This is a genomic window from Glycomyces amatae, from assembly GCF_020991375.1.
Taxonomy (GTDB): domain Bacteria; phylum Actinomycetota; class Actinomycetes; order Mycobacteriales; family Micromonosporaceae; genus Glycomyces; species Glycomyces amatae.
The window spans coordinates 70,820-84,791 of sequence record NZ_JAJLQZ010000008.1; the positions used below are offsets into that span (position 1 = coordinate 70,820).

Annotated in this window: 11 protein-coding genes; all 11 read right to left on the reverse strand. The window is 70.9% G+C overall.

Translation table 11 applies throughout. The features are described from left to right. Positions 1-74 precede the first annotated feature (74 nt). The 11 genes from nuoN to LO763_RS14465 are packed head-to-tail and all read right to left on the reverse strand — an operon-like array spanning position 75 to position 13,930. A complete protein-coding gene (gene nuoN, locus LO763_RS14415; protein ID WP_230603240.1) occupies positions 75-1,613 on the reverse strand; it encodes an NADH-quinone oxidoreductase subunit NuoN in 1,539 nt (512 codons plus the stop codon). Further along, a complete protein-coding gene (locus LO763_RS14420) occupies positions 1,606-3,150 on the reverse strand; it encodes an NADH-quinone oxidoreductase subunit M (protein WP_230603242.1) in 1,545 nt (514 codons plus the stop codon). Before LO763_RS14420 ends, nuoN begins: the two co-directional genes overlap by 8 nt. After that, positions 3,147-5,048 carry an NADH-quinone oxidoreductase subunit L gene (nuoL, locus tag LO763_RS14425; protein WP_230603244.1) on the reverse strand — a complete coding sequence of 634 codons (1,902 nt, stop codon included), beginning with the start codon at positions 5,046-5,048 and terminating at the stop codon, positions 3,147-3,149. Before nuoL ends, LO763_RS14420 begins: the two co-directional genes overlap by 4 nt. Positions 5,049-5,058: 10 nt before the next feature. After that, positions 5,059-5,358 carry an NADH-quinone oxidoreductase subunit NuoK gene (nuoK, locus tag LO763_RS14430; protein ID WP_230603246.1) on the reverse strand — a complete coding sequence of 100 codons (300 nt, stop codon included), beginning with the start codon at positions 5,356-5,358 and terminating at the stop codon, positions 5,059-5,061. A gap of 40 nt (positions 5,359-5,398) precedes the next feature. Then, positions 5,399-6,181, reverse strand: a complete 783-nt coding sequence (locus LO763_RS14435; RefSeq protein ID WP_230603247.1) for an NADH-quinone oxidoreductase subunit J — start codon at positions 6,179-6,181, stop codon at positions 5,399-5,401. Next, positions 6,178-6,747 carry an NADH-quinone oxidoreductase subunit NuoI gene (nuoI, locus tag LO763_RS14440; RefSeq protein ID WP_230603249.1) on the reverse strand — a complete coding sequence of 190 codons (570 nt, stop codon included), beginning with the start codon at positions 6,745-6,747 and terminating at the stop codon, positions 6,178-6,180. The genes LO763_RS14435 and nuoI overlap by 4 nt, the downstream gene beginning before the upstream one ends. Next, entirely contained in the window at positions 6,748-8,052 is a 1,305-nt protein-coding gene (gene nuoH, locus LO763_RS14445; RefSeq protein ID WP_230603250.1) for an NADH-quinone oxidoreductase subunit NuoH, read from the reverse strand. It abuts the gene before it with no gap. A 37-nt stretch (positions 8,053-8,089) separates the two neighbouring features. Further along, a complete protein-coding gene (locus LO763_RS14450; RefSeq protein WP_230603252.1) occupies positions 8,090-10,570 on the reverse strand; it encodes an NADH-quinone oxidoreductase subunit G in 2,481 nt (826 codons plus the stop codon). Positions 10,571-10,572: 2 nt separating this feature from the next. Continuing rightward, positions 10,573-11,904, reverse strand: a complete 1,332-nt coding sequence (gene nuoF, locus LO763_RS14455) for an NADH-quinone oxidoreductase subunit NuoF (protein ID WP_230603254.1) — start codon at positions 11,902-11,904, stop codon at positions 10,573-10,575. Beyond that, a complete protein-coding gene (nuoE, locus tag LO763_RS14460) occupies positions 11,901-12,599 on the reverse strand; it encodes an NADH-quinone oxidoreductase subunit NuoE (RefSeq protein ID WP_230603255.1) in 699 nt (232 codons plus the stop codon). The genes nuoF and nuoE overlap by 4 nt, the downstream gene beginning before the upstream one ends. Further along, a complete protein-coding gene (locus LO763_RS14465) occupies positions 12,596-13,930 on the reverse strand; it encodes an NADH-quinone oxidoreductase subunit D (protein WP_230603257.1) in 1,335 nt (444 codons plus the stop codon). The genes nuoE and LO763_RS14465 overlap by 4 nt, the downstream gene beginning before the upstream one ends. Positions 13,931-13,972: the final 42 nt, after the last annotated feature.

Here is a 13,972-nt window from a genome sequence, read left to right on the forward strand (position 1 = left end):
CGCGCTCTGCCGCGGCACACGAGAAGAGGCCGCGGGGAGCGTTCGCTCCCCGCGGCCTCTTCTCGTTGGTGCGCTTAGGTGTTCAGGAAGGTGCTGGCCTGGTCGGCGATGTCGATCAGGAAGCCCGGGGCGACGCCGAGGATCAGGGTCGCGGCCACGCCCGCGGCCACGACGGCGCCGGCCATCGGGCTCGGCAGGTTCACCGTCGGCGCGTCCGGCGCGGGCTCGTTGAGCCACAGGAGGACGACCACGCGCAGGTACGGGAACGCCAGGATCGCCGAGGACACGACGCCGACCACCACGAGGCCGACCTCGCCGGCGCCCAGGGCGGCGGCGAACAGGCCGAACTTCGCGGTGAAGCCGCTGGTGAACGGGAGCCCCGCGAGCGCCAGCATCAGGATCGTGAAGACCGCCGCGGTGCCCGGGGACTTCTTGCCGAGCCCGGCCCAGCGCGACAGGTGCGTCGCCTCCTCGTCGCCGTCCCGCACGAGGGAGACGACGGCGAACGCCGCGATCACGGTGAAGCCGTAGGCGGCCAGGTAGAACATGGTCGACCCGACCGCGTCGCCGAGCGCGATGACGCCGATCAGCAGGTACCCGGCGTTCGCGATGGAGCTGTACGCGAGCAGCCGCTTGATGTTGCGCTGGGTGACGGCGAAGATCGCGCCGCCGAGCATCGTCGCGATCGCGATGACCATGAGGATCATGCGCCAGTCCCACGCCGAGGACTCCAGGCCCACGTTGAACACGCGCAGGAGCCCGCCGAAGGCGGCGACCTTCACGCAGGCGGCCATCAGGGCCGTCACCGGCGTCGGGGCGCCGGTGTAGACGTCCGGGGTCCACATGTGGAACGGGACGGCCGCGGCCTTGAACAGCATCGCGACGGCGATCATGGCGACGCCGATGTACAGCAGGAGCCGCGGCTGGTTCGAGGCGATCCCCGCCTGGTTGATCCCCGCGAGGTCCACGGTGCCGGCGAAGCCGTACAGCATCGCCATGCCGTAGACGTAGAACGCCGAGGCGAACGCGCCCAGCAGGAAGTACTTGAGCGCGGCCTCCTGGCTGATGAGGCGGCGCCGCTTGGCGAGGCCGCACAGGAGGTACAGCGGGAGCGAGAGCATCTCGAGGGCGACGAACATGGTGAGCAGGTCGCCCGCGACGACGAACATCATCATGCCGACGACCGCGAAGAGCGTCAGCGGGAAGATCTCGGTCGCGCCGTCCTCGCGCTGCTGCGCCTTGTCCGCGGCCGAGTCGGCGACCACCGCGGCCTCGGCGACGAAGTCGCCGCCCCGGGTGGTGCGGCGCTCGGCGAGCAGGAGCACGGCCACGACCGACAGGAGCGCGATGGTGCCCTGGAGGAACAGGCCCGGCCCGTCGAGGACCACCGAGCCGAGGCCGGTGCCCTCGATGGAGAACGCGGCGCTGCTCTTGTCGTGGATCAGGACCACGGCGGTGAACGCCGCGAGGAGCGCCGCGACGGCGAGGCCCGCCTGGACCGCGAGGCGGCGGGCCCGGGGGACCGTGGCCTCCACGAGGAGTCCGCCGAAGGCCGCCGCGAACACGATGATCATGGGGGCCAGGCCGGCCCAGTCGATCTGGACCTCATTCATTGCTGACTCCTTCAGCGGCGGGCAGGTCGGCCTGTTCACCGGAGATGAACAGGAGCGTGTTGTCGACGGCGGGCTCGACGGCGTCGATGAGCGGCTGCGGGTAGAACCCGAAGCCGAGGATCGCGATCACCAGCGGCGCGACGAGGGCCTTCTCGCGGAGGGTGAGGTCGCGCCGCATCGCGGGCACCTCGTCGAGCGCCGGGTTCCGGTCGCCCTGCATGGTGCGCTGGTACATCCACAGGACGTACGCGGCCGCGAGGATGATCCCGAGGGTCGCCAGGACCGCGACGGGCTCGTTGTCGGTGAACGCGCCGAACAGGACCAGGAACTCGGAGATGAACGGCGCGGTGCCCGGCAGCGAGAGCGAGGCGAGCCCCGCGAACAGGAAGATCCCGGCCAGCAGCGGCAGGGTCTTGGCGGCCCCGCCGTAGTCGGCGATCTGCGCCGAGCCGCGGCGCAGCGTGAGGAACCCGACGATGATGAACAGCAGGCCCGTGGCGAGGCCGTGGTTGAACATGTAGAGGACCGCGCCGGTCGCCGAGGCCTGCGTGAACGCGAAGATCCCGATGCCGATGAACCCGAAGTGCGCGATCGAGGTGTAGGCGACCAGGCGCTTGAGGTCGGTCTGGCCGATGGCGACGAACGCGGCGTAGAGCACGCCGATGACGCTCATGCCGATCACCCACGGCGCGAACGTCCGCGTGGCGTCCGGGAACAGCGGGATGCAGTAGCGCAGGATCGCGAACGTCCCGATCTTGTCCATGACGCCGACCAGGAGCGCCGCGACCGCGGCCGGGGCCGCCCCGCCCGCGTCCGGGAGCCAGGTGTGGAACGGGAAGAACGGGGCCTTGATCGCGAACGCGAGGAAGAACCCGAGGAACAGCCAGTTCTGGAGCGACCCGGCCTCCATCGGCTCGGCCGCGACGAGCGTCTGCCAGTCGAAGACGCCGCCGGAGTGGACCCACAGGCCGATGACGGCGACGAGCATGAACAGGCCGCCGACGAGCGAGTACAGGAAGAACTTGACCGCCGCGTACTGCTTCTTCGGGCCGGTGCCGTAGGAGCCGATGAGGAAGTACATCGGGACGAGCATCGCTTCGAAGAAGAAGTAGAACAGCAGCACGTTGGAGGCCAGGAAGGTCGCCAGCATGGCCGCCTGGAGCGCCAGTATGAGCGCGAAGAACGCCGGGACGCTGCGCTTGACCGCGTCGAGGTCGCGCCAGGCCGCGAGCATCGCGATGGGCGTGAGCCCGGCGGTCAGGGCGACCAGGAGCAGGGCGATGCCGTCGACCCCCCACGACAGGTTGAGGTCCCAGGCCTCGACCCACGTGTAGGTCTCGGTGAACTGGAGCCAGGGCGCGTCGGCCGAGTAGTCGAAGCCGAGCGCCACCATGGCGGTGATGACGGCGACGACGCCGGAGACCGCCAGGGCGGTCCACTTGGCGGCGTCCGCGTTCTCGCGTCTGATCGACGCGACGACCACCGCCCCGATGAGGGGCACGGCGACCAGCGCCGACAGCAACGGGAGTTCGTTCATTGGACGACCACCACCATGAGCGCGGCCACCACGATGACGGCGCCGGACAGAATGGACAGGGCATAGGAGCGGACGAAGCCGGTCTGGAGCGCCAGGAGCCGCCGCGAGCCGCCGCCGATCGCGGCCGACAGGCCGTTGACGGCGCCGTCGACGCCGCGGGCGTCGATCGAGACGGAGGCGCCCGCGACCAGGCGGCTCGGGCGTTCGAAGAGGCCGCGGTTGACGGCCTCCCCGCCGAGGTCGGCGCGCGCGAGGCGCACCGGCCAGGCGGCGGCCCGCGGCGCCTCGTCGGTGCCGCGGCGGAACAGGAACCAGCCCAGGGCCGCGCCGAGGACCACCACGACGGTGGTGGCGATGGTGACCTGGGTGTGGCTCAGGTGCCCGTGGGCCTCGTGGTGCTCGCCGAACACCGGTGTGAGCCAGGTGGTCACGGGGCCGGCCATGAGGCCGCCCGCCGCGAGCGAGCCGAGGCCGAGCAGGACCAGCGGGCCCGTCATGATCGCCGGGGACTCGTGCGGGTGCACGTCCTCGGTCCAGCGCCGGGGGCCGTGGAAGGTGAGCACGAACAGCCGCGTCATGTAGAACGCGGTGAGCGCGGCGCCCAGGAGCGCGGCGCCGCCGACGACCCAGCCCTGCCAGCCTTCGCGCGCGAACGCGGCGGCGATGATCGGGTCCTTGCTGAAGTAGCCGGAGAACGGGAACAGGCCGATGATCGCGAGCCAGCCGGCGGCGAACGTGGCGTAGGTCCAGGGCATCACGCGCCACAGGCCGCCGAAGCGGCGGATGTCGGTCTGGTCGTTCATGGCGTGCATGACCGAGCCGGAGCCGAGGAACAGGCCGGCCTTGAAGAAGCCGTGCGCCAGCAGGTGGATGATGCCGAGCGCGAACGCGCCGCCGCCGAGGCCGACCGCGAGGAACATGTAGCCGATCTGGGAGACCGTGGACCAGGCGAGGACGCGTTTGATGTCGTCCTTGGCGCAGCCGACGACCGCCCCGAAGAGGAGGGTCAGCGCGCCGACGACGACCACGGCCGTCTGCACGTCCGGGTTGAGGCTGAAGATGACGTTCGAGCGGGCGATCAGGTAGACGCCCGCGGTGACCATGGTGGCCGCGTGGATGAGGGCCGAGACCGGGGTCGGGCCCTCCATGGCGTCGGGGAGCCAGGTCTGGAACGGCCACTGGCCGGACTTGCCGCAGGCCGCGGCCAGGAGCAGCAGCCCGATCGCGAGGCTCGTCCCCGTGGAGAGGGACTCGGCGCCGTTGAAGACCGTGGCGAAGTCGAGCGAGCCGAGCGCGCCGATCATGGTGAACATCGCCAGGAGGAAGCCGACGTCGGCGACCCGGTTGGCGAGGAAGGCCTTCTTGCCGGCGGTCGCGGCGGCGGGCTTGGCCTGCCAGAACGCGATGAGGAGGTAGGAGGCGACGCCCACGCCCTCCCAGCCGATGAAGGTCATGAAGTAGTTGCCGCCCAGCACGAGCACGAGCATCGCGGCGGCGAACAGGTTGAAGTAGGCGAAGAACTTCCGGCGCCCCTCGTCGTGCGCCATGTAGCCGACGGCGTAGACGTGGATGAGGAAGCCGACGCCGGTGATGAGCAGGCAGAAGACCGCGCTCAGCGGGTCGAACAGGAGGCTCGCGTCGATCTGGAGGTCCCCGACCGAGATGATCGTGAACAGGTCCAGGGTGCCGCTCTTGTCCTCGAGTCCCGAGAGGGAGGCGAAGAGCGTCAGCGCGAGGGCGAAGGCGGCGCCGATGGTGGCGGTGCCGAGCCAGTGGCCCCACTTGTCGGCGCGGCGGCCCGCCAGGAGCAGGACGGCGGCGCCGAGCGCCGGGAGCGCGATGAGCGCCCACGTCCAGGCCAGCGCGCCGGTCGCGGGCGCGTACGAGATGTCGTCCACTGTGTCCCCTCTAGGCCTTCAGGAGGTTGGCGTCGTCGACAGAGGCGGAGCGCCGCGACCGGTAGATCGCCATGATGATCGCCAGTCCGACCACGACCTCGGCGGCGGCGACGGCCATGACGAAGAACGCCATGACCTGCCCGTCGATGGTGCCGCTGGTGCGCGCGAAGGTCACCAGGGTCAGGTTCCCGGCGTTGAGCATGAGCTCGACGCACATGAACACGACGATCGAGTTGCGGCGCACCAGGACGCCGACGGCCCCGATGCAGAACAGCGCGGCGGCGAGGATCAGGTAGTACTCGGGGCTCATCGGTCGCGCCCTTCCGTGGAGGGCCGGCAGTGCTCGGGGCTCATGCGTCCTTCCCTTCCGTGTGCTTCGGCGCCGCCTCGGCGGCGGTGAGCTGGCGCGGCGGGACGTACTCGGACAGGCTCGCGGGCTCGATCGAGCCGTCCGGGCGCAGCGCCGGGGTCGCGGTCGAGTCGGAGGTGGCGAACACGCCGGGCCCGGGCCTGGGGCCGGGGTAGACGCCGGGCGCGAACCGCTCGCGGCTGTGCTCCTTCTGGCCCTTGTGGCCGCCCTTCTTGGCGACGTGCGCGAACATGAGCGCGCCGACCGCGGCGACGGTGAGGACGCCGGAGACCACCTCGAAGGGGAACAGGTAGGTCGAGAACAGCGCGTCGGCGATCGCCTCCACGTTGGACCCGGCCCCCGTGGCCCAGGCGGCGGGCTCGGCGGGGACGATGAGGCCGGAGACGGCCCGGGCCAGGCCCGCCGACAGCAGCGCGGCGAGGCCGATGCCCAGGCACACGGCGAGGAACCGCTGGCCCCGGAGCGTCTCGAACATGGAGTCCTTCGAGTCGCGCCCGAACAGCATGAGCACGAACAGGAACAGCATCATGATCGCGCCGGTGTAGACCATGATCTGCACGAAGCCGAGGAACGGCGCGGCCTGCATGATGTAGAAGACCGCCAGGCACATCATGGTGATCGCGAGCATGAGGGCCGCGTGGATGGCCGAGCGGGCCAGGACGAGGCCGATGGCCCCGCCGAGCGCGATCGGTGCGAGGATCCAGAAGAACACCGCCTCGCCGATGGAGGCGTCCTGGGCGAGGGTCTGGGCCAGGTCGATCACTGCTGCCCCCTCTGCTTGGTCTGCGCGAGCATCTCCGTGAGGGAGAACTCCGCGCCCTCGCTGGCGCCGGGGTTGACCGGGCCGGACGCGTAGTAGTCCTTCTCGCTGTCGCCCAGGCGCATCGGGTGCGGCGGCTGCTCCATGCCCTCGATGAGCGGCGCGAGCAGCTCCTCCTTGGTGAAGATGAGGTCGCGGCGGTCGTCGCGGGCCAGCTCGTACTCGTTGCTCATGGTGAGCGAGCGGGTCGGGCAGGCCTCGATGCACAGGCCGCAGAAGATGCAGCGCGCGTAGTTGATCTGGTAGGTCTTGGCGTACCGCTCGCCGGGCGAGAACCGCTCGGCCTCGGTGTTCTCGGCGCCCTCGACGTAGATCGCGTCGGCCGGGCAGGCCCAGGCGCACAGCTCGCAGCCGATGCACTTCTCCAGCCCGTCCGGGTGGCGGTTGAGCACGTGGCGGCCGTGGTAGCGCGGCTGGAGCTTCGAGGGCTCCTCCGGGTAGTCGACGGTCACCTTCGGCTTGAACATGTGCGAGAAGGTGACGCCGAAGCCCTTGGCGAAACCGGACATCTACTCCTCCCCCTTCTCGTTGGAGCCGTTGACCGGCGCGGTGGCGTCCGCGGGCTCGAGCTCGCGCAGGGCCCGCGGGTTGGGCGGGACGGCGAGGTCGAGCGGCGGGACGGGGAAGCCGCCGAGGCCCGTGTCGGGCTCGGCCGGGGCCTCGTACTGCTTCCGGCTGGGCCAGAAGAAGATCAGGGCCATGACGACGATGGCCGCGCCGCCCGCGAAGGCGATGCGGGTGGCCGTCTCGTTGTCGGTGTCGAGGCCGATGTTCATGGCCGCCAGGACCATGAGCCAGACCAGGGAGACCGGGACGAGGACCTTCCAGCCCAGGCGCATGAACTGGTCGTAGCGCAGCCGCGGGAGCGTGCCGCGCAGCCACACGTAGAAGAACAGGAACGCCAGGACCTTCCCGAAGAACCAGACCAGGGGCATGAAGCCCTCGTTCGCGCCCGGCCACCACGAGTCGGGGAAGGGCGCGGCCCAGCCGCCGAGGAACAGCGTGACGGCCAGGGCCGACATCGTGACCATGTTGACGTACTCGGCCAGGAAGAACGAGGCGTACTTCAGGCTCGAGTACTCGGTCGCGAACCCGGCCACGAGCTCGGACTCGGCCTCGGGGAGGTCGAACGGGGCGCGGTTGGTCTCGCCGACCATCGCGATCACGAAGATCACGAAGCTCGGCGCGAGCACCAGGAAGTACCAGCCCGGCAGGGTGATGTCGAGGCCCGCGACGTTGAGCGGGATGCCCTCGGCCTGCGCCTCGACGATCGCCCCGGTCGACATCAGCTGCGACTGGAAGAACACCGCGAGGACCGCCAGACCCAGCGCGATCTCGTACGAGATGACCTGCGCCGCGGCGCGCAGCGCGCCCAGCAGCGAGTACGCCGAGCCGGAGGACCAGCCCGCGAGCACGATGCCGTAGACGCCCAGGGCCGAGCAGGCCAGGATGACCAGGACGCTCACCTCGAAGTCGGTGAGCTGGAGCTCGGTCTCGAGCCCGAAGACGCTCACCTCGGGCCCGAAGGGGATCACCGCGAACGCGGTGAACGCGCAGGTGACCGCGATGACCGGGGCCGCCAGGAACACCCACTTGTCCGCGGTGCGCGGCATGGTGTCCTCTTTGAACGCGAGCTTCAGGCCGTCGGCGAGCGACTGGAGCAGGCCGAAGGGCCCGTTCCGGTTCGGCCCGGGCCGCACCTGCATGATCGCGACCACGCGGCGCTCGTACCAGATGGTGAACAGCACCAGCAGGACCAGGACCACGAAGACCAGGACGCCCTTGACGAGCATCAGCCAGATGGGGTCGTTCATGCCTCGACCGCCTTCTTCTTCAGGAGGAGCAGCTCGTTCATGCCTCGACCGCCTCTACTTCGCCGCCCGGGGACGCCTGCGAGCCGATCGGGGGCTCGGCGGCGGCCGGGCGCGGCACGTTCGGGTAGGCCCGGATCTGGACCACGTCGCCCGAGCCGGCGCCCAGGTGGCGGTAGATGCCGCGGCCGGGCGCGTTCTGCGGCAGCCAGACCACGCCCTCGGGCATGTCCGTCACCGCCAGCGGCAGCGTGATCCCGCCGATCGCCGTGGCGACCGTGACGCCCGAGCCCTCGACCGCGCCGATCGCCTTCGCGGTGGCCGCGCTCAGGCGCACCACCGGGTCGGGGGCGCAGCCGGCCAGGTGCGGGTTGTTCTCCTGCATGGAGCCGCCGTCGAGGAGCTGGCGCCAGGTGGCGAGCACCGCCTTGCCGTCCTCGCCGGACCGCGCGGGCTTGTCGAAGCCCCACTCGGGCGCCTCCTGGCGGGTGATCGGGTCGGGCAGGCCGGCCAGTTCGGCGCGCACGGTGCGCGTCTGGGCCAGGCCCAGCTCGACGCCCATGGCGGCCGCGAGCGTGTCGAGCACGGCGTGGTCGCTCATGAGGTCGGTGGGGACCACCGTCTCGAAGGTGCGCAGGCGCCCCTCCCAGTCGAAGTAGGCCCCGTCCTTGCCGGTGACCGGCGCGACCGGGAGGATCACGTCCGCGACGCGGGTGACCGCCGAGTGCCGGATCTCCAGGGAGACCACGAAGCGGGCCGCGTACAGCGCCGCCTCGACCGCCGGGGCGTCCGCGAAGTCGTACGGGTCGACGCCGCCCACCAGGAGCGCGTCGATCTCGCCGTCCGCGGCGGCCTGGAGGAGGTCCCAGGCGCCGCGCCCGTCGCCGCCGGGCAGGGACGCGACGCCCCAGTACTCGGCGAGCTGCTCGCGGTCGGCCGCGTGGGAGGCGAGCCCGCCGCCGGGCAGGAGCCCGGGCAGGCAGCCGGCCTCGACCGCGCCGCGGTCCCCGGCGCGCCGGGGGATCCAGGCCAGGCGCGCGCCGGTGGCGCGGGCCAGCTTCACGGCGGCGGAGAACGCGCCTTCGACCGTGGCGAGGCGCTCCCCGAGGAGGATCACCGCGCCGTCCTCGGCGAGGGCGTCGCGGACGTAGCCGCCGCGCTGCCAGCCGTCGAGGAGCTCGGCCTCCTCGCCGGGCAGCGCCTCGATGAGGTTCGCGTCGAGCTTGCCGGTGCCGCGGGTCGCGAACGGCGCGACCACGTGCACGCGCTGGCCGTGCGCCCGCACGGCCTTGCGCATGCGCAGGAACGCGATCGGGCACTCCTCCTCGACTTCGAGGCCCACGGTGAGGACCACCGGGGCCTGCTCGAGGTCCTCGTAGGTGACCGCGCCGCTGGAGGGGTAGACCCCCGCGACGGCGTGGGCGAGGAACTCGGACTCCTCGGTCGAGTGCGGCCGGGAGCGGAAGTCGATGTCGTTGGTGCCCAGGACGATGCGCGCGAACTTGGCGTAGGCGTAGGCGTCCTCGACGGTGAGGCGGCCGCCGGGGAGGACCCCGACGCGGCCGGTCTCCTCGCCGGCGAGGCCCGCGGCGGCCCGGCGCAGGGCCTCGGGCCAGGAGGCCTCGCGCAGGGAGCCGTCGGCCTCGCGGACCATGGGCTTGGTGATGCGGTCGGCGGCGTCGGCGTACGAGTGGGCCCAGCGGCCCTTGTCGCAGTTCCACTCCTCGTTCACGGCCGCGTCCTCGCCCGCGAGGCGCCGCAGCACCTTGCCGCGGCGGTGGTCGGTGCGCTGCGCGCACCCGGCCGAGCAGTGCTCGCACACGCTCGGGCTGGAGACGAGGTCGAACGGGCGCGAGCGGAACCGGTACTGGGAGCCGGTGAGGGCCCCGACCGGGCAGATCTGGACGGTGTTGCCCGAGAAGTAGGACTCGAACGGCTCGTCCTCGTAGACGCCCACCTGCTCCAGCGCTGAGCGCTCCATGAGCTCGATGAACGGGTCGCCGGCGACCTGGTCGGAGAAGCGGGTGCAGCGGGCGCACAGGACGCAGCGCTCGCGGTCGAGGAGCACCTGGGAGGAGATCGGCAGCGCCTTCTTGTAGGTGCGCTTGTCGGCCGCCTCCATGCGGGTCTCGGTGCGGCCGGTGCTCATCGCCTGGTTCTGGAGCGGGCACTCGCCGCCCTTGTCGCAGACCGGGCAGTCCAGGGGGTGGTTGATCAGGAGGAACTCCATGATCCCCTCCTGGGCCTCCTTCGCGACCTCGCTGGAGTGCTGGGTCTTGACGACCATGCCCTCCATGGCAGTGGTCGTGCACGAGGCCGCGGGCTTGGGCATCCCGCGCCCGTTGCCCATGTCGGGGACGTCCACCAGGCACTGGCGGCAGGCGCCGACCGGCTCGAGCAGCGGGTGGTCGCAGAACCGGGGGATCTCGATGCCGAGCTGCTCGGCGGCCCGGATGATCAAGGTGCCCTTGGGGACCGTGACCTCCACACCGTCGATGGTGAAGGTGACTTGATCGGTCATGTTCAGTGCGCTCCGATCTTCTCGGCGTCGAAGAGGGCCGGCTTGTGACCTTCGATGTAGTCGAGGTAGTCCTGCTTGAAGAACTTCAGCGACGAGGTGACGCACGAGGTCGCGCCGTCGCCGAGGCCGCAGAAGGAGCGGCCGAGGAGGTTCTTGCAGGCGCTCTCCAGGAGCTTGAGGTCGCCGAGGGACCCCCGGCCCGACAGGATGCGCTCGTAGACGCGGACCATCCAGTAGTTGCCCTCGCGGCACGGGGTGCACTTGCCGCAGGACTCGTGCTGGTAGAACTTCAGCCACCGCCAGCAGGCGACCACCGGGCAGTCCTGGTCGGAGAAGATCATGACCGCGGTGGTGCCGAGGATCGACCCGGCCTTGGCGACGTTGTCGAAGTCCAGCGGGACGTCGATCGAGTCGGCCGAGAGCATCGGCGTCGAGGAACCGCCGGGGGTGAAGAACTTCAGCTCGTGGCCCTCGGTCATCCCGCCGGCGAGCTCGATGAGCTCGCGCAGCGTGGTGCCCATGGAGCACTCGTACTGGCCGGGGTGCTTGACGCGGCCCGACAGCGAGTAGATCATCGTGCCCGCGGCGTTCTCGGAGCCGAGGTCCTTCCACCACTGGGCGCCGCCGAGCACGATGTGCGGGACGGCCGCGATGGAGCCGACGTTGTTGATGCACGTGGGCTTGTTGTACAGCCCGTGCGTGGCCGGGAACGGCGGGCGCAGCCGCGGCTGGCCGCGCTTGCCCTCGAGCGAGTCGAGGAGCGCGGTCTCCTCGCCGCAGATGTACGCGCCCGCGCCGGAGTGGATCACGACCTCGAGGTCGAAGCCGGAGCCGAGGATGTCCTTGCCGAGGTACCCGGCCTCGCGGGCCTCGCGGACGGCGTGGCGCAGGCGGCGGGCGGCGTGGATCGCCTCGCCGCGCACGTACACGAACGCGCGGGAGGCCTTGATGGCGTAGGAGGCGATGACGATGCCCTCGATGAGCGAGTGCGGGTCGTTCATCATCAGCGGCAGGTCCTTGCAGGTGCCCGGCTCGCCCTCGTCGGCGTTGACGACCAGGTAGTGCTCCTGGCCGTCGTCGGGCACGAACTGCCACTTCATGCCGACGGGGAAGCCGGCGCCGCCGCGGCCGCGGTGGCCGGACTCCTTCATGAACGCGATGAGGTCGGCCTGGGAGTAGCCGAGGGCCTTGCGCAGGGCCTGGTAGCCCTCGAGCTGCTCGTAGACGTCGATCTTCCACGCGCCCGGGGACATCCAGCGCTTGGTGACCACGGGCTTGAGCTTGCTGAGGACGTCCTCGCGGGGCCGCCTGGGACCGGGCACGGTTACGCTCACTTCGCTTCCTCGGGTTCCTTGGTCAGGAGGGGCGCGGCGGGGTCGTAGGCGGGCGCGGTGACGCCGGCCTCGGCCGCCAGGCGGGCCCCGGCGAGCGTCGCGTCGCCGTGGGCGTTGCCCTCGAGCCCGGCCGTGCGCTCCTCGTCGAACCCGGCCAGCTGCACCGACAGCTCGCGCAGCGTGCACAGCGGCGCGCCGCGCGTGGGGATCGGGCGGCGCCCGTCCCGCAGCTCGCGGACCAGCTCCACGGCCTTGGCCTCGTCGTGCTCGTCGAAGAACTCGTAGTTGACGGTGACGACGGGCGCGTAGTCGCACGCGGCGAGGCACTCGGCGTGCTCGAGCGTGATCTTCCCGTCGGGCGTGGTCTCGTCGTGGCCGACGTCGAGCTCGTCGCTGAGCGCGTCGAACACCTTCTGGCCGCCCTTGGACTGGCAGAGGGTGTTGGTGCATACCGAGACCAGCCAGTCGCCGGCCGGCTCGCGCTTGTACATCGTGTAGAAGGTCGAGACCGCCTGCACCTGGGCCTTGGTGATGCCCAGTGCTTCGGCGCAGAAGGCGATGCCCTCGTCCGAGACGTAGCCGTCGTGGGACTGCACGAGGTGCAGCAGCGGCAGCAGCGCCGAGCGCTCGCGGCCCTCGGGGTAGCGCACGAGGATGGCCTCGGCCTGCTCGCGGATCTTCTCCGGGTAGTTCACCTGTCGCAACCTCCCATGACCGGGTCGAGCGAGGCCCCGCCCGCGATGACGTCGGCGAGCAGGCCGCCTTCGGAGATGGCGGGGATGGCCTGCAGATTGATGAAGGACGGTTCGCGCATGTGGACGCGGAACGGCCTCGTGCCGCCGTCGGAGACGGCGTGGATGCCCAGTTCGCCGCGAGGGGCCTCGACGGCGGTGTACACCTGCCCGGCCGGGACCCGGAAGCCCTCGGTGACGAGCTTGAAGTGGTGGATCAGCGCCTCCATCGACTGGCTCATGATGTGCCGGATGTGGTTGAGGCTGTTGCCCATGCCGTCGCCGCCGAGGGCGAGCTGCGCGGGCCAGGCGATCTTCTTGTCCTCGACCATGACCGGGCCGGGCTCGAGCTTGTCGAGGCCCTGCTCGATGATGCGCAGGCTCTGGCGGATCTCCTCGAGGCGGACGAGGTACCGGGCCCAGGCGTCGGCGCCGTTGTGGGTCGGGACCTCGAAGTCGTACTCCTCGTAGCCGCAGTACGGCTGCGTCTTGCGCAGGTCCCAGGGGAGCCCGGCGGAGCGGAGCACGGGGCCGGTGACGCCGAGGGCGAGGCAGCCGGAGACGTCGAGGTAGGCGACGCCCTGGGTGCGCTCCTGCCAGATGGCGTTGCCGGTGAGCAGGCCCTCGTAGTCGTCGAGGCCCTGGGGCATGTAGTCGATGAAGTCGCGGATCATCTGGACGCCGTCGCGCGGGAGGTCCTGGGAGACGCCGCCGGGCCGGACGTAGGCCATGTTCATGCGCAGGCCGCAGACGGCCTCGAAGATGTCGAGGATCTTCTCGCGGTCGCGGAAGCCGTAGATCATCATCGACAGCGCGCCGAGCTCCATGCCGGTGGTCGCGAGGGCCACGAGGTGGGAGCTGATCCGGTTGAGCTCCATCATGATCACGCGGATCACCTCGGCCCGCCGGGGCACCTCGATCCCGAGGAGCTTCTCGACGGCGAGGCAGTACGCGGTCTCGTTGAAGATCGGGGCGAGGTAGTCGGCGCGGGTGACGAACGTGGTCCCCTGCGTCCAGGTCCGGTACTCGAGGTTCTTCTCGATGCCGGTGTGCAGGTAGCCGATGACGGGGCGCACCGAGCGGACGGTCTCGCCCTCGAGCTCGCAGACCAGGCGGAGCACGCCGTGCGTGGACGGGTGCTGCGGGCCGAGGTTGACGATGAGGCGCTCTTCGTTGACCGGGTCGACCGAGGCGACGAGCTCGTCCCAGTCGCCGCCGGTGACGGTGTAGACGCGGCCCTCGGTGGTGTCGCGCTCCGCGGCGTAGGCGTCCTGGGCGTTCTCAGTGGCGGTCACTTGCAGGCCCTCCTCTCGTCGGGCGGCGGGCTGGGCCGCTTC

Excerpts from the sequence above, each read along its gene's own strand:
- nuoN (WP_230603240.1), bottom strand. The coding sequence starts at position 1,613 with ATGAATGAGGTCCAGATCGACTGGGCCGGCCTGGCCCCCATGATCATC.
- LO763_RS14420 (WP_230603242.1), bottom strand. The coding sequence starts at position 3,150 with ATGAACGAACTCCCGTTGCTGTCGGCGCTGGTCGCCGTGCCCCTCATC.
- nuoK (WP_230603246.1), bottom strand. The coding sequence starts at position 5,358 with ATGAGCCCCGAGTACTACCTGATCCTCGCCGCCGCGCTGTTCTGCATC.
- nuoI (WP_230603249.1), bottom strand. The coding sequence starts at position 6,747 with ATGTCCGGTTTCGCCAAGGGCTTCGGCGTCACCTTCTCGCACATGTTC.
- nuoH (WP_230603250.1), bottom strand. The coding sequence starts at position 8,052 with ATGAACGACCCCATCTGGCTGATGCTCGTCAAGGGCGTCCTGGTCTTC.
- LO763_RS14450 (WP_230603252.1), bottom strand. The coding sequence starts at position 10,570 with ATGACCGATCAAGTCACCTTCACCATCGACGGTGTGGAGGTCACGGTC.